The sequence below is a fragment of the Streptomyces sp. NPDC087215 genome (genome assembly GCF_044744885.1).
GTDB lineage: Bacteria > Actinomycetota > Actinomycetes > Streptomycetales > Streptomycetaceae > Streptomyces.
In genome coordinates, this window is sequence record NZ_JBIUZD010000008.1 from 235384 (window position 1) to 253487 (window position 18104).

Sequence of the window (18104 nt, forward strand, 5' to 3'; positions counted from 1 at the left end):
CCGGCGCGAGGGTCCGCGAAGGACTGTTCCGTCCGGGACGCCCCGAGGAGGCACGGTAACTTCCGGTTCGCCGCTCTTGGGTGACGGGGACCACCGGGTGTCTCACACGTTCGGGGGCGTCCCTTCCCGGGGGCGGCCGATGATGCCGGGGCGCTGTTGACGGGCGTACGGTCCGGCGGGCGGGCGGTAGTCCACGCCGAGGGCGTCCAGGCGGCGGTAGTGGGTGGTCATGCGGCCTTCGAAGGCGGGGTAGTCGCGGGCTTCGGGGGCGGGCAGTTCGGACCAGGCGACCTCGGCGAAGGCGGCGAGGCGCGGGAAGACCTGGTAGTCGACGCGGGAGCGGTTCTCCATGACCTCGGTCCACACGTTGGCCTGGGTTCCCAGGATGTGGGCCGCGGCCTCAGGGGAGAGGCCCGGCGGGACGGGCTCGAAACGGTAGACGTCCTCCAGGGTGCGGACGTACGCGATGGGTACGGGCTCCTCCTCGCCGGGGGCCTGCCGGTAGTCGAGGTAGACGTGCTGTTCGGGGCACATGACGACGTCGTGCCCGGCGTTCGCGGCGGCGATGCCGCCGCCGTAGCCGCGCCAGGAGGAGACGGCGGCGCCCTCGGCGAGGCCGCCCTCCAGGATCTCGTCCCAGCCGATGAGGCGGCGGCCGCGGGCGGTGAGCCAGCGGTCGAAGTGCCGGATGAACCAGGACTGGAGCTCGTTCTCGTCGGCGAGGCCGAGTTCGCGGATGCGGTCCTGGGCGGCCGGGGAGGCCTTCCACTGGTCCTTGGGGCACTCGTCGCCGCCGACGTGGACGAAGGGCGAGGTGGCCGCCGGGAAGAGGTCGAGGACCTCTTCGAAGACGCCCTCGTAGAAGCGCAGGACGGCTTCGGTGGGGGCGAGGACGTTGGGGTTGACGCCCCAGGTGTCCCAGACGGTGAGGGCCCCGGTGTCGACGACGTCGGTGTTGCCGAGTTCGGGGTAGGCGGCGATGGCCGCCTGGGAGTGGCCGGGGATGTCGATCTCGGGGACGACGGTGATGTGCCGTTCGGCGGCGTAGGCGACGATCTCGCGGATGTCGTCCTGGGTGTAGAAGCCGCCGTGCGGGGTGTCGTCCCAGAGCGGCGAGGCGCGGTGGCCCCACTTGCTGCGGGCGCGCCAGGAGCCGACCTCGGTGAGCCGGGGGTGGCGCTTGATCTCGATGCGCCAGCCCTGGTCGTCGGTGAGGTGGAAGTGGAAGACGTTCAGCTTGTGGGCGGCGAGGAGGTCGAGGTAGCGCAGGACCCCGTCCTTGGGCGTGAAGTGCCGGGAGACGTCGAGCATGAGGCCGCGCCAGCCGAAGCGGGGGCGGTCCTCGACGGTCACGCACGGGAGTTCGCGGGCGCCGCCGCCGACGGGTGCGCTCCGGTACGCCTCCGGGCCGAGGAGCTGGCGGAGGGTCTGGGCGCCCCAGAACACTCCGGCGGGGCCGCCGCCCTCGATGACGACGGCGGCTCCGGGGCCTCCGGTGGTGAGGCGGTAGCCCTCGGGGCCGTCCGCGCGTGCCACGTCCGGGCTGATCCGGAGGCGGACGGCGCCGGGTCCGGCGCCGTCGGTGAGGGGCAGCCCGGTGGCGGCGCCGAGGACGGTCCGCAGCCAGCGGGCGGTGGGCTCGGTGCCGGGGCCCGCGTCGAGCGTGGTGCGGGCGTCGAGGGTGAGGTGCCGGGGGCCGTCGGCGGGGTGCTCGACGGTACGGGGGGCGGGGATCAGGGCGAGGTCGGTCATCGCGTCAGTCCTTCACCGCGCCGCCGAGCCCGGAGACCAGACGGCGCTGTACGAGTACGAAGAAGACGAGCACCGGGACGGTCATCACGGTCGAGCCGGCCATGATGCCTCCCCAGTCGTTCTCGTCGGGCTTGAAGAAGACGAGGAGGGCCATGGGGAGGGTCGACTGCGAGGTGTCGCTGATGATGAACGACTTCGCGAAGAGGAAGTCGTTCCAGGTGGAGATGAACGAGAAGACGCTGGTGGCGACGAGGCCGGGGAAGACCAGCGGGAAGAGGATCTGCCAGAGGAAGCGGCTGCGGCTGGCGCCGTCGATCTGGGCCTGTTCCTCCAGGGCCTCGGGGACGGCCTTGACGAAGCCGCGCAGCATCCAGATCGCGAAGGGCAGCGAGAAGGCGATGTGCGGCAGGATCAGCGAGCCGAGGGTGTTGAGCTGTCCGGCGTCCCGCATGAGGAAGAACAGCGGGATCGTGAGGGCTTCCACCGGCACCATCTGGGCGACCAGGAACATGATCAGCAGGGTGGTGCGGAACTTGAAGCGGAAGCGGGTGACGGCGGTCGCCGCCAGGAAGGCGATGAGCGCCGAGGCGAGGACGACGGTGCTGGCGACGATCAGCGAGTTGAGGAAGTAGCGGCCGAACTCCTGCTGCTCGAAGACCCGCCGGAAGGAGTCGAGGGACGGGGACAGGGTCCACGGCCGGGGGTTCGTGGACTGGATCTCTCCGGCCGGTTTGAAGGCGGAGAGGACCATCCAGTACAGCGGGAAGGCGACGGCGGCGGCGACGAGGAGGGTGACGGCCTCGGCGGCGAGCCTGCCGGGCCGCCTGATGCGGAACGCGCTCACAGTTCTTCTCCCTGACGTCGCAGCAGGCGCAGGTAGACGAGCGTCACGGCCAGCAGGATCAGCAGCATGACGACGCCGATCGCCGAGCCCAGGCTGTACTGGGACGAGGCGAAGGCCTTCTGGTAGGCGTACACGTTGAGGACGAGGTTCTGGCCGGCGATGCCGCCGCCGTTCGTCATCACGTAGATCTGGGTGAAGACCTTGAAGTCCCAGATGATCGACTGGATGGTGACGACGACCAGGATGGGCCGGAGCATCGGCGCCATGACCGCGCGCCAGATCCGCCACTGGGAGGCGCCGTCGAGGGAGGCGGCCTCCAGGACCTCGGACGGGATGGCCCGGATGCCCGCGTAGACGGTGACCATCACGAACGGGAACGAGCACCAGACGACTTCCATGAGGACGAGCGCGAAGGCGCTGTAGCGCCCGTACGTCCAGGAGAAGTCGCCGAGCCCGAGCAGCTTGTTGACGGGGCCGAAGTCGGGGTCGAAGAGGAAGACCCAGACGGTGGAGCCGGTGACCGCGGGCGTGGCCCAGGCGCCGAGCGCGGCCATCATCAGGACGAGCCGGGGCAGGGCGCGGACGCGGGTGAGGAGGACGGCGAGGGCGCAGCCGACGGCCAGGGTGGTGACGACGCAGGCGGCGGCGAAGACGACCGTGGCGAGGAGGACCTGCCAGAACTGGGGGTCGCCGAAGAGGGCGGTGTAGTTGCCGAAGCCCTTGAAGGTGGTGGGTTCGCCGCCGCTGACCTGGGCCTGGGTGTACTCCAGGAAGGAGATCAGGCCGAGCTGGTAGACGGGGTAGACCAGGAGTCCGCCGATGACCACGAGGGCGGGCAGGAGGTAGAGCCAGGGGGTCCAGGCGCTGTTGCGGCGCGGGGTGCGGGGGGCCCGCGCCCCGCCGCGGGGGGCGGGGCGGGGGCCGGTGCCGGCCCGCTTCTCGGTGAGCTGGGTCGCCATGCGTCTCAGCCCGCCGGAGCGAAGGCGGTGTCCATCTTCTTCGCGGCGTCGTCGGCCGCCGCCTTGACGTCCTTACGGCCGCTGACGACCTCCTGGAACATCGTGGGCAGCACGAGACCGGCGTCGATCTGGCCCCATCCGGCGGACGCGGGGACGAACTTGGTGCCCGCGCCGAGGGTGTCGATGAAGGGCTTCACGAAGGGCTGGCGCTGGGCGGCGGCGGCCCGGACGTCGGTGTAGGTGGGCAGGAAGCCCATGGCGTCGAAGAGGCGGGCCTGGCTCTCCTTGCCGGTGAGGGACTTGAGGAGGTCGACGGCGAGGCTGCGGTGCGAGGTGCTCTTGAGGACGCCGATGTTGTTGCCGCCCGCGAAGGCGGGGGCGATGGAGCCGGGGGTGGTGCCGGGCAGCGGGACGACGGCGTACTTGCCCTTGACGGTGCCCGCCTCGACGGCGGCGTGGCTGAAGTCGCCGCCGATGGCCATGCCCGCCTTGCCGGAGGCGAAGGCGGTGACGGTGGCGTTGCCGCCCATCTGGGCGCACTTGGCGGCGGGGCAGTTGTCGTCGCCGAAGAGCGAGGTGTACGTGGTGATGCCCTTGACGGCGGCCTCGCTGTTGACGGCCGCCTTGTAGGAGTCGCCGTTCGCGGTGGCGAGTTCGCCGCCCGCGGCCCAGACGAAGGGCATGGCGCCGTAGGTGTAGGCGCCGCCGACGGCGATGCCGTACAGCTCGGGCTTGGCCTTGCGGATCTTCTTGGCGGTGCTGACGAGTTCGGCCTGGCTCTTGGGGGCGGTGAGGCCGAGCTCCTTGAAGACGTCGGTGCGGTAGTAGAGGGCGCGGACGCCGACGAAGAGTGGGGCGCCGTAGACCTTGCCGCCGACGGTGACGGACTGCTTCGCGGTGGGGTCGGTGTCCTTGGCCTCGCCCCAGGCGCCGAACTCGGCGGTGATGTCGGCGAGTCCGCCGTCCTTGACGTATCCGGCGGTGTCGGTGTTGCCGTACTCGATGAGGTCGGGCGCCGACTTGGGGTCGTTGAAGGCGGCCTTGACGCGCTGGGCGCGGGTCTCGACGGGGATGTACTCGACCTCGACCTTGGCGCCCTCGTGCTGCTTCTCGAAGGTGGCGACGGCCTGCTGGACGACCTGCTCCTTGGGCTTGTTGCTCACCTCCTGGAAGAGCCAGACGCGCAGGGTGCCGGTCTTCTCGTCCGTCGTGGCCTTGCCGTCGGAGGTCCCCGGTGCGCAGGCGGTGGCGGTGAGACCGGCCAGCAGGAGTGCGGCGGCCGGGGCGGTGACGCGGGCAGGAAGCTTCATGACGGATCCCCTCCGGAGGCGTGCGTTGCAGCATGTGCAATGTGCGTTTCGTTCTGCACAACACGCGTGAGGTTAGGCGCGCCTCAGGCGGCCCGACAAGAGGTCTCGACCACCTCAACCACTCCGTGACCGGCGAAAGCACCCTGCGCAACGCCCGAAAGGGCCCGGGAAGGGTGGAAATTCCCCCCGGCACAGGGCGCGTGGACCCGCCCGGCAGCCCGGGACGACCGCCCGGGAATCTCCGGGAGATCCCGGGGAGACTCCGGGAGATCCCCGTTGGAGACTCCGGAAAGCCCCGGAGGGCCGCGGGAGAAGACCCGGACCGGCCCCCGACGCCCTCCGGCACCCCCGGAAGACGCGGAACGGCCCCCGATACCCTCCGGCACCCCGGAAAACGCGGGACGGCCCCCGGCGCACGCACCGGAGTGCGCGCGCCGGGGGCCGTCCCGACGTGCCGGAAGGAAGGACGCCGCTACTTGTCCTTGCCGCCCTTGCCCTTGTCCTTGTCGCCGCCGCCCGCGCCCATGGATTCGTAGATCTCCTTGCACATGGGGCAGACCGGGTACTTCTTGGGGTCGCGCCCCGGCACCCAGACCTTCCCGCACAGCGCCACGACGGGCGTGCCGTCGAGGGCGCTCGCCATGATCTTGTCCTTCTGGACGTAATGGGCGTAGCGCTCGTGGTCGCCGTCACCGTGGGACACCTGCGGCGTCGGCTCGACGAGGGTTCCCGTACCTGCCCCGCGCTCGGGCTCGAGAGTGCTCATAACCGCCAAGGGTACTGAAAGCCGGGGCCTCAGTTGAGCGACGGGTCGTCGGGGTAGGTGGCGATCATCGCCAGTTCCCCGCGCTGGCGCCGCAGCACCTGCCGCCAGAGCGTCTCGGGGCGGGGCGAGGAGACGTCCCCGGGCTCCGACTCGACCACGTACCAGGCGCCGTCGGCCAGCTCCGCCTCCAGCTGGCCGGGGCCCCAGCCCGCGTATCCGGCGAAGATCCGCAGCGAGCCGAGGGCGGGCCCGAGGAGTTCGGGCGGGGTCTCCAGGTCGACCAGACCGATCGCCCCGAACACCCGCCGCCAGCCCAGGGGTCCCTCGTCGCCGGGGATCACGGCGAGGCCGAGCGCCGCGTCCAGGGCGACGGGGCCGCCCTGGAAGACGACGCCGGGTTCACCGGCGAGTCCGGCCCAGGGAGCGAGGACGTCGCCGACCGTCACCGGTGTGGGCCGGTTGAGGGCCACGCCGAGCGAGCCCTCGTCGTCGTGGTCGAGCAACAGCACCACCGCACGGTCGAAATTCGGGTCCGCGAGGGCGGGGGTGGCGACGAGCAGCCGGCCTGTGAGCGAGGACACCTCGGTCATGCGACACATGATCCCGCATCTTCGGCGCGCGCGGGGCCGGTCCGGCCCGAAGGGCGGGCGCGACGACCGGCGGGTGAGCGGCGCCGCAGATCAGAGGCGACGGCGCGGTCCGCCCGGGAGGACGGGCCGGACCAAGCGGACGGTCACCCTCCGCAAGATCACGGAAGCGGAGGGTGTTGTGCCGAATTCATTACATCTGCCAGGCCCCCCGGGGCACCCGATCGGGGTCCCCGGGACCCTTACCCTTTTCACTGGCCACCCGACCGACCCCACTCCGGAACGCGAGATTCATGACCGGCACAGACGATGTCCTGCTTGTCCACGGCGGAACCCCGCTGGAGGGTGAGATCCGCGTTCGCGGCGCGAAGAACCTCGTGCCCAAGGCGATGGTCGCCGCACTGCTCGGCAGCGGCCCCAGCCGCCTGCGCAATGTGCCCGACATCCGTGACGTCCGCGTCGTGCGCGGGCTGCTCCAGCTGCACGGGGTGACGGTCCGTCCGGGCGAGGAGCCCGGCGAGCTCGTCCTCGACCCGACGCACGTCGAGTCCGCGAACGTCGCCGACATCGACGCCCACGCCGGTTCGTCCCGCATCCCGATCCTCTTCTGCGGCCCGCTGCTGCACCGCCTCGGCCACGCCTTCATCCCGGGTCTGGGCGGCTGCGACATCGGCGGCCGTCCCATCGACTTCCACTTCGACGTGCTGCGCCAGTTCGGCGCCACCATCGAGAAGCGGGCGGACGGGCAGTACCTGGAGGCCCCGCAGCGGCTGCGCGGCTGCAAGATCCGGCTGCCGTACCCCTCGGTCGGCTCGACCGAGCAGGTGCTGCTGACGGCGGTGCTCGCCGAGGGCGTCACCGAGCTGTCGAACGCCGCCGTGGAGCCCGAGATCGAGGACCTCATCTGCGTGCTGCAGAAGATGGGCGCGATCATCTCCCTGGACACCGACCGGACCATCCGGATCACCGGTGTGGACCGGCTCGACGGCTACACCCACCGGGCGCTCCCGGACCGCCTGGAGGCGGCCTCCTGGGCGTCGGCGGCGCTGGCCACCGAGGGGGACATCTATGTGCGCGGCGCCCAGCAGCGCTCGATGATGACCTTCCTCAACACGTACCGGAAGGTCGGCGGCGCCTTCGAGATCGACGACGAGGGCATCCGCTTCTGGCACCCGGGCGGCTCGCTCAACGCGATCGCCCTGGAGACCGACGTGCACCCCGGCTTCCAGACGGACTGGCAGCAGCCGCTGGTCGTGGCCCTGACGCAGGCGTCCGGCCTCTCCATCGTCCACGAGACGGTGTACGAGTCGCGGCTCGGCTTCACCTCCGCGCTCAACCAGATGGGCGCGCACATCCAGCTGTACGCCGAATGCCTGGGCGGCTCCGACTGCCGCTTCGGGCAGCGCAACTTCCTGCACTCGGCGGTCGTGTCCGGCCCGACGAAGCTCCAGGGCGCCGACCTGGTCATCCCGGACCTGCGCGGCGGCTTCTCGTACCTGATCGCGGCGCTCGCGGCACAGGGCACCTCCCGGGTGCACGGCATCGAGCTGATCAACCGCGGCTACGAGAACTTCATGGAGAAGCTCGTCGAGCTGGGCGCCAAGGTCGAGCTGCCGGGCAGCGCGCTGGTCTAGGCCGCCCGGTCGCGCACGTCCGGTCCGGCCCGGTGGGACGCGCACCCGTCCCACCGGGCCGGACCGGACGTGTTTCCGGCCCGTTCCGGCCGGCCCGTCCCCCGGCGGCCGGACCGGCGGACGCCTCCCGGCCCGCAGACGGCCCCTGGCGGGCATACGGAAGGGCGGCCACCCCCTGACAGGGTGGCCGCCCTTCCGTCGCCTCTGGACTGCCTTACTTGCCCTTGGCGGCTTCCTTGAGCTTCGAGCCCGCGGAGACCTTCACGCTGTAGCCGGCCGGGATGTTGATCGGGTCGCCGGTCTGCGGGTTGCGAGCGGTGCGAGCGGCACGGTGGGTGCGCTCGAAGGTCAGGAAGCCGGGGATGGTGACCTTCTCGTCGCCCTTGGCGACGATCTCGCCGACGGTCTCGGCGAGAGCGGCCAGCACGGCGTCGGCGTCCTTGCGGGTCACCTCGGCACGGTCGGCCAGGGCGGCCACCAGCTCACTGCGGTTCATGTTCTTACTCCCGTGTTCTTCTTGCCTGTGAGGCGTGCCACGCGGCGGAAGCCGCGTGAGGTGGTTCGGCGATGCCGATGCTGCCAGGGCCCTCGGACAGTCCCCGGACCCGGGTCCGATGCCGGACCCTCGCGCCCAAACACGCATCCTGCCCCCACCAGCGGCGGGAACGCCAATCCGGCACCCCCGGGGGTCACACGAAAAGCGCCAGAGCCCCGTGGTGGTGACGTGCTGTCGACCACGCGCACACGACGCGGAGCCGAAAAGCCACCCTAAAGGCGGGTTTACGACTCCGCGAATCGCGACGCGCCGTCAGCGGTCTTCGGCCGCGAGAGCCGCGGTCGCGGCCTTCGCCGCCTTGCGGACCGCTCCGGCGACCGCGCCCGCGACCTTGTCGTTGAAGACCGACGGGATGATGTAGTTCGGGTTCAGCTCGCCCTCGGTCACGACATCGGCCAGCGCGGTGGCGGCGGCCAGCATCATCTCCGTGTTGACGGTGCGGGACTGGGCGTCGAGCAGACCCCGGAAGACACCCGGGAAGACCAGCACGTTGTTGATCTGGTTGGGGAAGTCGGAGCGGCCGGTGGCGACGACGGCGGCCGTCTGGCGGGCGGCGGCCGGGTCGACCTCCGGGTCCGGGTTGGCGAGCGCGAAGACGATCGCGCCCTCCGCCATCGCGGCGACGTCGGTCTCGTCGAGCAGGTTCGGGGCGGAGACGCCGATGAAGACGTCGGCGCCGACCACGGCCTGCTTGAGGGTGCCGGTGACGCCCTCCGGGTTGGTGTTGTCGGCGATCCAGCGCAGCGGCGAGTCGGCCGGGGCGTCCACCAGGTCCTCGCGGCCCGCGTGCACCACACCGTGGATGTCGGCGACCACCGCGTGCTTGACGCCCGCGGCGATGAGCAGCTTCAGGATGGCCGTACCGGCGGCGCCCGCACCGGACATGACGACCCGTACGTCACCGATGCCCTTGTCGACCACGCGGAGCGCGTTGGTGAGGGCGGCGAGGACGACGATGGCGGTGCCGTGCTGGTCGTCGTGGAAGACCGGGATGTCGAGGGCCTCGCGCAGCCGGGCCTCGATCTCGAAGCAGCGGGGCGCCGAGATGTCCTCCAGGTTGATGCCCGCGAAGCCGGGGGCGATGGCCTTGACGATGGCCACGATCTCGTCGGTGTCCTGCGTGTCGAGGCAGATCGGCCAGGCGTCGATGCCCGCGAAGCGCTTGAAGAGGGCCGCCTTGCCCTCCATGACGGGCAGGGCGGCCATCGGGCCGATGTTGCCGAGGCCGAGGACGGCGGAGCCGTCGGTGACGACCGCGACGGAGTTGCGCTTGATGGTGAGGCGGCGGGCGTCCTCGGGGTTCTCGGCGATGGCCATGCACACCCGGGCCACACCCGGGGTGTAGATCATGGACAGGTCGTCACGGTTGCGGATGGGGTGCTTCGACGCCATCTCGATCTTGCCGCCGAGGTGCATCAGGAACGTACGGTCGGAGACCTTGCCGAGGACGACGCCCTCGATGCCCCGCAGCTGCTGCACGATCAGATCGGCGTGGGCCGTGGAGGTCGCGGCGATGGTGACGTCGATACGGAGCTTCTCGTGGCCGGAAGCGGTCACGTCGAGGCCGGTGACGGAACCGCCGGACGACTCCACCGCCGTGGTGAGCTGGGAGACCGCGGTCCCGCTCGCGGGAACCTCCAGCCGGACCGTCATCGAGTACGAGACGCTGGGCGCCGTTGCCATGGCCGACTTCCTCTGCTTTTCCTGAGCTTCGTTGCTACGCCGCCCCGGCTGGTTGCCCGGCAGCGCCCTCCGATGGTCGCACCTACCTGCTGGTAGCAGGTAATGCGGTCATTTTGTTTTCGGAAACTACTTTCCACCATACGAGAGAGCCCCGGGAAACAGAAGAGGTCCCCGCCACCAGGTGGTGGCGGGGACCTCGACTTCGTAGCTATGCACCAAGTGGCACCGACCCGCCATGCTCGCCTCGCGGCAAGTGGTCCCTCTAGGGGACGAAGGTTGGGCCCGGGGGCTTGGATCGAGCCGGTGCCACGACAAGGCTAACAAACCACCCCGCCCCGCGATTCCAGCGCCACAGGTTGACCGGAAATCAGCCCTACGGCTGCGGGGCGACCCGGATTCCTGCTAGAGCCGCGCCAGGGCGTGCTTCGAAAGCGGCGCCGTCTGCCCGGAGGCCAGGCGGGCGGGACTTTCGAAACACGGACTAGTCCCTCAGCAGATCCGGCACCCCCGCCGCGTCCGGCATGTCCCCGGCTGCCGCGACCACGGTGAGCTGCTGCGTCGCCCGGGTCAGGGCCACGTAGAGCACCCGCAGACCGGCCGGGGACTCGTCGGCGATCTCGGCGGGCGAGACGACCACCGTGGCGTCGTACTCCAGCCCCTTCGCCTCCAGCGAGCCCAGCGCCACCACACGGTCGCCCAGCTCGGCGAGCCAGCGGGCCGCCTCCTCGCGGCGCCGCATGGCGACGACGACACCGACCGTGCCCTCGACCCGCTCAAGCAGCAGCCGCGCCTCGGACCGAACGATTTCGGCCAGATCCGGCTTCCCGGGCCCCTCCGGCACCGCCACGAACCGGGGCTCGACGCCCGTCGAGCGGACCGCGCGCGGCGACTCCTTGCCCGGCATCGCCAGGGCGAGGACCTTCGCGGCCAGTTCGGCGATCTCCGCCGGGTTCCGGTAGTTCACGGTCAGCTCGAAGCGGCGGCGCGGCCGGGAGCCGAGGGCCTCGTCGCGGGCCGTCGCCGCCTCGTCCGGGTCCGACCAGGAGGACTGCGCCGGGTCGCCGACGACCGTCCAGGTGGCGTGCCGACCGCGCCTGCCGACCATCCGCCACTGCATCGGCGTGAGGTCCTGCGCCTCGTCGACGATCACGTGCGCGTACTCGGTGCGCTCGGCCGCGAGCCGCTCGGCCCGCTCCCACTGCGTCTCCTCCCGCACCGGCATCAGCTCCTCCAGACCGGTGAGCTGGTCCAGCGGGTCGTACTCCCGGCGCTTCCTCGGCCGGGCCGGGGCGCCCAGCAGGGTGCCCAGCTCGTCGAGGAGGGCCACGTCGTGGACGGACAGCGCCCGGCGGCGCAGCGAGCGGGCCAGCCGCCGCACCTCGCCGGGGTTGAGGATCCGGCGGGCCCAGCGGCCGAGGCGCCGCTCGTCGGCCATCGCGCCGAGGACCCCGCGCGGGGTCAGCTCCGGCCACCAGGCGTCGAGGAAGGAGAGGAAGGAGTCCTCGGTGGAGACGTCCTCGTCGAAGGAGGAGCGCAGCTCGGCGGCGAGTTCGGGGTCGCTGTGCCGTCCGACCGCCCCCGACCTGGCGTACAGGGCGTCGAGGAGGAGGCGGCGGGCGCGCGGGCGGAGCAGGTTGACGGGGGCGGTGCCGCCGAGGACGTTGTGGCGGATGCGCCGCAGGTCGTCGGCCTCCAGCTCCAGGCGGCGGCCGAAGGCGACCACCCGCAGCCGGGTGGGGGTGCCCGTGCTGACGGGCTCGTCCTCGCCCAGCTCGGGCTGGGCGCGGGGCGGCGGGGTCTCCAGGGCGCCGCGCGCGGCCTTGCGCAGGACGGCGAGCATCCGGGAGGAGCCCTTGATCCGGGCGACGGCCGGATCGTCGTAGGCGGTGGCCTCGGCCCCGTCGACGAGCGAGCCGACCGCGCGGATGGCGACCTGGCCCTCCTCGCCGAGGGAGGGCAGGACGCCCTCGGTGTACGAGACGAGCAGCGGGGTCGGGGAGACGATCAGGATGCCGCCCGCGTACCGCCGCCGGTCCTGGTAGAGCAGATAGGCGGCCCGGTGCAGGGCGACGGCGGTCTTGCCGGTGCCGGGGCCGCCCTCGACGTACGTGACGGAGGCGGCGGGGGCCCGGATGACCAGGTCCTGCTCGGCCTGGATCGAGGAGACGATGTCCCGCATGGTGTGGCTGCGGGCCTGGCCGAGGGCGGCCATCAGGGCGCCGTCGCCGATGACCGGCAGCTCGTGCCCGTCGAGGGTGGCCCGCAGTTCGGGGCGCATCAGGTCGTCCTCGACGCCGAGGACCCGGCGGCCCTTGGAGCGGATGACCCGGCGGCGCACGACCCGGCCGGGATCGACGGGGGTGGACCGGTAGAAGGGCGCGGCGGCGGGCGCGCGCCAGTCGATGACCAGTGGCGCGTAGTCGGAGTCGAGGACTCCGATGCGGCCGATGTGGAGGGTCTCCCCGATCTCGGCCGTGTTGTCGGGGCGTACGGCGTCCTCGGCGGGCTCCACCGAGGTGTAGGCGCCGTCGGGGCCCTTCTTGCCGTCCTTGCCGTACAACAGGTCGATCCGGCCGAAGAGGAAGTCCTCGAACTCGTTGTTGAGCCGGTTGAGATGGATGCCGGCGCGGAAGACCTGGGCGTCCCGCTCGGCGAGGGCGCCGGGCGTGCCGACCTGCCCTCGCTGGGCGGCGTCGTTCATCAGGAACTCCGCCTCGTGGATCTTCTCCTCCAGCCGGCGGTAGACGTGGTCCAGATGTTCCTGCTCGACACCGATCTCACGGTCTCCGACCGTGTCCACGGCTTCCTGCGCGGCCACCTAAGGCCCCCTTCTGACGTGCACTGGGCAGCCGTCGAGCGTACGCCACCGGAAGGCCTCGTGTCAGGCGGGATCAGCTGACGGGGCCAGGTCCGCCGGAACTCCGGGCGGCGGGTCGTCGTGGAGGATGCGCTGGAAGAGGTGGTGGTCGCGCCAGGCGCCGTCGATGTGCAGGATGCGGGGCGCGGTCCCGATGCGTTCGAAACCGCATTTGGCGAGGACCCGTTGGGAGGCGTGGTTGTCGAGGAGGGTGCCGGCCTCGATCCGGTGCAGGCCCAGTTCCTCGCGGGCACCCCGGCAGGCCTCCTCCGTCAGCGCGGTGGCCAGACCGCGCCCGGTGTGTTCCTCGTCGACCCAGTAGCCGAGGGAGGCGCTGCGGAGGGGGCCGAGGACGATCCCGGAGAGGGTCGCCGTGCCGACGACGCGCTCGCCGCGCACGGCGAACCACCGCACCCCGCCGTCGGCGAGGCGCTCGGCCTGCGCCTCGGGGGTGTAGTAGTCCTCGGTGCGGTACGGCTCCCGGTTCTTCATGTACGCCCGGTTGCGCAGCAGCGCGACGGCGAGCGCGCCCGCGTCCTCGGGAACGGCGGGCCGGATGTGGAGACCTTCGGCGATCATCCGCGTACGGTACCGCGCACTCGAACGGATGTCGGGGCGCGGGACGGGGGCGGTGGGGCGGTGCCTTACGGAGCCCGGGGCCTGTCCCGTACGGGCTCCGAGGTCGCCCCGTACGGGCCCTGAGGTCGCCCCGTACGGGCCCTGAGGTCGTCCCTTACGGGCTCCGGGTCTCGTCCCGTACGGGCCCTGGAGTCGCCCCTTACGGGCTTCCGAGACCGTCCCCCGTACGGGAAGCGGGACCGTCCCCTGCGGGAGGCCCGCCCGGGGCCCGTACGGGGAGCGGACTCGGAGTCCTCACCCGTCGGGGTGCGCCGCCGGGTCCACGGACAGCCGGTAGCCGCGCTTGACCACGGTCCGGATGAGTTCCGGGGTGCCGAGGGCGGCCCGGAGCCGGGCCATCGCGGTCTCCACGGCGTGCTCGTCACGGCCCGTGCCGGGCAGCGCGCGCAGCAGCTCCGCCCGGGACACCACCCAGCCGGGGCGCCGGGCCAGCAGCCTCAGGAGGGACATCCCGGCGGGCGGTACGGGCCGGGGGGCACCGTCGACGAGGACGGCGTGGCGCCGCACCTCCAGCCGGTGCCCGGCCACCGGCAGGACCCGGGCGCGGGCGGGCAGTTCGCGGCAGAGCAGCTCGACCAGCGGGCCGGGCCGGGAGCCTTCCGGCTGCTGGGTGCCGATGCCCTCGGCCCGGAGCGGCAGGGCGGCCACCGGCCCGGCGCAGAACGCGGGGACGTCCCGGCGCAGGGCGGCGACGAGCGCGTCCCGGGAGCCCCGGGCCCCGGCGCGGGCGAGCAGCGAGTCGGCGGCGGGGGCGCCGGTGAAGGCGACGGCGTCGAGGGTTCCGGCGAGGACCGCGTCGAGGAGCCGGTCGAGCGGCCCGGTGTCCTCGGGGGGCGTCCAGCGGTGGACGGTGACGCCGCTGGCCTCCGCCCCGGCGGCGGTCAGCGCCGCCATGAGGCCGGGCGGCGGCTCCCCGTGCGACTGGACCAGGACGCGGCGGCCCGCCACCCCCCGGCAGAGGAGCCGGTCGAGGAGTCCGGCCGGGGAGCCGGGCGCCCCGCCCCCGGTGAGCCCGGCGGCCCGGACGGCGTCCAGGACCCCGGGGTTCCGGGCGAGGAGTTCGGCGCGCCGCAGGACGCCGAGGAGTTCGGGTCCCCGCCCCCAGCCGTGGGCCGCCTCGATCCAGTCCCGGAAGCCGGTGGTGGTGGCGACGACGACGTCCGGTGCGCGGACGAGGAGTTCCTCGGTGGCGGAGCGGAGTCCGGTGTCGTCGGCGGGAGGCACGGTCCACGGGGCCGGGCCGGGGACGACGGCGGCGCCCCGGCCGCGCAGCAGCGCGTCGAGGTCGTCCGCGCGGCGCACCGAGGTGACGCCGACCGTGAAACCGGCGAGGGGGCCGTGGGGGTGCTCGTCCATGGGGACCGAGCCTGACGGCACCGCGTGACGGGCTGGGTTCGCCGGTATTTCCTGCCCGTTACGGTCCGCACCGGGCACCCGCACGAGGAGGAGCCGAAACGCCGGTACGGGGCCCGGGGCAGGCGACGGGAACGGGCGTGCGCAGGGGCGGGGGGACGCCGAAGGTATACGTCCGACGGGAAGGGCCCGCCGAGGAGCCGGAACCAGCCGGGCCCCACACCGGCCGGACCCGATCGGACGGCCCCCGGACCAGGTGCTCCCCGGACCAGGTGCTCCCGGACCGGTCCGGCCCCGGGAAGGCGCCCGGGGAGCAGGCAGCCGCCGAGGCCCGGTCAGCGGCCCGGGGAGCTGGGACTGGGACTGGGGCTGGGACTGGGGCTGGGGCTGGGGCTGGGGCTGGGACTGAGACTGGGCGGACCGCACATCGATTCGAGCCCCGGACCGGACGGGCGGCAGACCTGGCCCCAGGCAGGGAGCCGGGACGGGCAGGCCGCACGACGGCCCGGCCCCCGGTTCAGACCGTTCCCCGACCGGACGGACCCCCGCATGACGCCACACCCGGACCGGACGGACCCCGCATGACGCCACACCGGGCCGGACAGACCCCGCATGACACCGCTCCCCGCCGGGCGGCCCCCGTTCAGACGGCCCGGGGCGGACCGGCCCCGCGTCAGGCGGGCGGGAGGCCCGGTTCGTCGGGCGGGAGCCAGGAGTCCGCCGGGCGGGTCCGCCAGCCCTCGCGGGTGCCGACCTCGACGGTGGCGGTCCGCAGCGCGTCGAGACCCGGGTGCCGCACCCCCTTGCGCCACACCAGGCTCACCGGTGACAGCGGTACGGGGTCGACGAGGGGCCTCAGCACACAGTCGGGCATGGGCGGGAAGCCGACGACGGCGAGCACCGGGTTCCGGTGCTTGGCCATGATCCGCCGGAACTCCTCCCTGCCGACCGCGAGCGGCGCGGGCGGGGCGACCTCGATGCCGCGCCCGGCGAAGAGCCGGACGGCCAGGTCGGTCCACTCGGGCGTGCGGTCGTTCCCGGCGCCCGCGTAGATCCGTTCCCCGGCGAGCGAGCCGAGCGGCACCTCGGGCAAGGCGGCCAGCGGATGGTCCTCGGGCAGGATCACCGCCATCCGCTCGTACCGCATGAACCGGACGCCGAGCCGGGCCCTGAGCGCGGGGTCGAGCCCTCCGTACCGGCCGAAGGACGCGTCGAGGCGCCCGGCGAGGATCTCCCGTACGGCTCCGGTGAGTCCGCTCTCGTAGCGGGCCATCAGCTCGTGGTCCGGGACGAGTTCACGCGCCCGTGCGAGGACGCTCTCCTGGGCGAGGCCGGGACTGTTGAGGTCCACGAGGAGGGGCCGGGGCGCGGCCCGGAAGGCCTCGGTCAGCTCCTCGTGGGCGGCGAGGACCCGGCGGGCGTACGGGAGGAGCCGCTCGCCGTCCGCGCTGAGGGTGACCTGCCGGGTGGTCCGTACGAACAGTTCGGCGCCGAGTTCGCCCTCCAGGCGCCGGATGTCCCGGCTGAGGGCCTGCTGGGCGACGTAGAGCCGGGCGGCGGCGCGGGTGAAGTGCAGTTCCTCGGCGACGGCGGTGAAGGCGCGGAGCAGCCGGGGGTCGAGGTCGCGCGGGGCGGGGGACGGGGTCGGGAGGGCCACCGCCGCATTCAACAACACAGATGCGTGAATGGCGACCGAACAGGTGTTGGACCCGTCGGGGCCGGGCCCGCGAGCCTGGGGCCATGCCGCAACCGGACCTCATCCTGACCCCGGCGGGCCCGGCCCTCGCCCTCCGCTACCGCGCACCGGGCGGACCCACCGACCGGCCCGCCCCGACCACGGGCCCCGCCCGGGGCCGGGGCCCCGGGACCGGCCGCCCGACCCCGGACGGCGGCCACCGGCCCCCCGTCGTCCGCCGCCCCGCTCCCGAGGACGGCCCCCCGGCCCTCCTCCCCCGCAACCCCTACCTCCGGCTCTTCTCCCGGCCCGGCACCCGGGCCTTCACCTCGGGCAATCTGATCGCCCGGCTGCCCGTGGGCATGTTCGGGATCAGCGCCGTGATCATGATCGCGGCGGCGCACGACTCGTACGCGCTCGCGGGCGCCGTGACGGCCACCGGCATGGCCGCAGGGGCGGTCACGGCCCCCTGGATCGCCCGGCTCGTCGACCGGTACGGCCAGTCCAGGATCGCCGTCCCCGCCACGGTGTGCGCGGTCCTCGGCCATCTGGTGCTGGTGCTCTGCGTCCACGGGAGGGCGCCGGTCTGGACCCTGTTCGCGACCGCCGCGCTCACCGCCACCGCCCCCAACACCGGCGGCATGTCCCGGGCCCGCTGGGCGTACCTGCTGCGCGACCGGCCGGACGAGCTGCACACGGCGAACGCCTTCGAGCAGGCGGCGGACGAGCTCTGCTACATGCTCGGCCCGGTGGTCGCCGCGTTCCTCTGCTCGGCGCTCTTCCCGGAGGCGGGCACCCTCACCGGCGCGGTGCTCTTCCTCGGCGGTGTGCTGGTCTTCGCCGCGCAGCGCTCCACGGAGCCGCCGGTCGCCCCGCGCACGGCCACCGGCTCCCCGCTGCGGCTGCCCGGCATGGTCCCGCTGCTCGCGGTGTTCCTCGCCACCGGGGCGGTCTTCGGGTCGATGGAGGTGGGGGCCCTCGCGTTCGTCGACGGTCCCGTCGCCGGGCCCGTACTGGCACTCCAGGCGGCGGGTTCCTGCGCGGCGGGGCTGTTCTACGGCCGGGCCCGCCGCACCGTGCGGCTCCGCACCTGTCTGGCCGCGATGAGCGTCCTGATGACGGTGCCGTTCCTCGCGGCCTCGACCGGTTCCCTGCTCGCGCTCGCCGCCGGGCTGCTGGTCGCGGGCATGGCGACCGCGCCCACGATGGTGACGGGGATGGGTCTGGTGCAGCGGATGACCCCGCCGTCCCGGCTCAACGAGGGGATGACGCTGGCCGTGACCGCCCTGCTCGGCGGGATCGCGGTCGGTTCCGCCACCGGCGGCTGGGCCGCCGACCACGCGCCCTTCGCCTCCTCCGGCTTCCTGGTCCCGGCCACGGCGGCGGCCCTGGCGCTCACGCTGTGCGCGGCGACGGGGGTCGGCGGCCGGGGCCCGTCCCCGAGCGCGGGAAAGCCCGGGTCATGACGGGACACCGGGCACGACGGGAC

General features: G+C 73.0%; 14 protein-coding genes. 2 read left to right on the plus strand and 12 right to left on the minus strand.

From position 1 onward, the window contains the following. Positions 1 to 102: 102 nt before the first annotated feature. The 6 genes from ACIO92_RS22045 to ACIO92_RS22070 form a co-directional block, all read right to left on the minus strand. The gene (locus ACIO92_RS22045) at positions 103 to 1752 is read right to left on the minus strand and encodes a beta-N-acetylhexosaminidase (RefSeq protein ID WP_401237266.1); all 1650 of its coding nucleotides are present in this window, start codon (positions 1750 to 1752) and stop codon (positions 103 to 105) included. A gap of 4 nt (positions 1753 to 1756) precedes the next feature. Next, the gene (locus ACIO92_RS22050; protein WP_366441004.1) at positions 1757 to 2596 is read right to left on the minus strand and encodes a carbohydrate ABC transporter permease; all 840 of its coding nucleotides are present in this window, start codon (positions 2594 to 2596) and stop codon (positions 1757 to 1759) included. After that, positions 2593 to 3555 (minus strand): sugar ABC transporter permease, encoded by a 963-nt coding sequence (locus tag ACIO92_RS22055; protein ID WP_366441003.1) that lies wholly within the window; start codon positions 3553 to 3555, stop codon positions 2593 to 2595. Before ACIO92_RS22055 ends, ACIO92_RS22050 begins: the two co-directional genes overlap by 4 nt. 5 nt (positions 3556 to 3560) lie before the next feature. Then, on the minus strand, positions 3561 to 4865 hold the full coding sequence (locus ACIO92_RS22060) for an extracellular solute-binding protein (RefSeq protein ID WP_366441002.1): 1305 nt from the start codon (positions 4863 to 4865) through the stop codon (positions 3561 to 3563). 472 nt (positions 4866 to 5337) lie between these two features. Continuing rightward, positions 5338 to 5631: a DUF3039 domain-containing protein gene (locus ACIO92_RS22065; protein WP_351782898.1), complete on the minus strand. Its 294-nt coding sequence runs from the start codon at positions 5629 to 5631 to the stop codon at positions 5338 to 5340. 29 nt (positions 5632 to 5660) lie between these two features. Next, the gene (locus ACIO92_RS22070; protein WP_366441001.1) at positions 5661 to 6221 is read right to left on the minus strand and encodes a YqgE/AlgH family protein; all 561 of its coding nucleotides are present in this window, start codon (positions 6219 to 6221) and stop codon (positions 5661 to 5663) included. Positions 6222 to 6511: 290 nt separating this feature from the next. Here ACIO92_RS22070 and murA point away from each other — a divergent pair, with 290 nt between their 5' ends. Then, entirely contained in the window at positions 6512 to 7852 is a 1341-nt protein-coding gene (gene murA, locus ACIO92_RS22075) for a UDP-N-acetylglucosamine 1-carboxyvinyltransferase (protein WP_366441000.1), read from the plus strand. Between the two features lie 214 nt (positions 7853 to 8066). Here the strand turns inward: murA and ACIO92_RS22080 are convergent, their stop codons facing one another. From ACIO92_RS22080 to ACIO92_RS22105, 6 genes are all read right to left on the minus strand, one after another. Further along, complete coding sequence (locus tag ACIO92_RS22080) at positions 8067 to 8348, minus strand: HU family DNA-binding protein (RefSeq protein ID WP_003968811.1); 282 nt, start codon at positions 8346 to 8348, stop codon at positions 8067 to 8069. Between the two features lie 312 nt (positions 8349 to 8660). Further along, a complete protein-coding gene (locus tag ACIO92_RS22085) occupies positions 8661 to 10091 on the minus strand; it encodes an NAD-dependent malic enzyme (RefSeq protein WP_366440999.1) in 1431 nt (476 codons plus the stop codon). Between the two features lie 481 nt (positions 10092 to 10572). Beyond that, positions 10573 to 12909: a UvrD-helicase domain-containing protein gene (locus ACIO92_RS22090; protein WP_366440998.1), complete on the minus strand. Its 2337-nt coding sequence runs from the start codon at positions 12907 to 12909 to the stop codon at positions 10573 to 10575. Positions 12910 to 12972: 63 nt separating this feature from the next. After that, a complete protein-coding gene (locus ACIO92_RS22095) occupies positions 12973 to 13527 on the minus strand; it encodes a GNAT family protein (RefSeq protein ID WP_366440997.1) in 555 nt (184 codons plus the stop codon). Positions 13528 to 13821: 294 nt separating this feature from the next. Next, the gene (locus ACIO92_RS22100) at positions 13822 to 14943 is read right to left on the minus strand and encodes a uroporphyrinogen-III synthase (RefSeq protein WP_402282730.1); all 1122 of its coding nucleotides are present in this window, start codon (positions 14941 to 14943) and stop codon (positions 13822 to 13824) included. 670 nt (positions 14944 to 15613) lie between these two features. Continuing rightward, a complete protein-coding gene (locus tag ACIO92_RS22105) occupies positions 15614 to 16597 on the minus strand; it encodes a LysR family transcriptional regulator (protein WP_402058623.1) in 984 nt (327 codons plus the stop codon). An 83-nt stretch (positions 16598 to 16680) separates the two neighbouring features. Here ACIO92_RS22105 and ACIO92_RS22110 point away from each other — a divergent pair, with 83 nt between their 5' ends. Next, positions 16681 to 18081, plus strand: coding sequence for an MFS transporter (locus tag ACIO92_RS22110; RefSeq protein ID WP_402058621.1), 1401 nt, complete (start codon positions 16681 to 16683; stop codon positions 18079 to 18081). Positions 18082 to 18104: the final 23 nt, after the last annotated feature.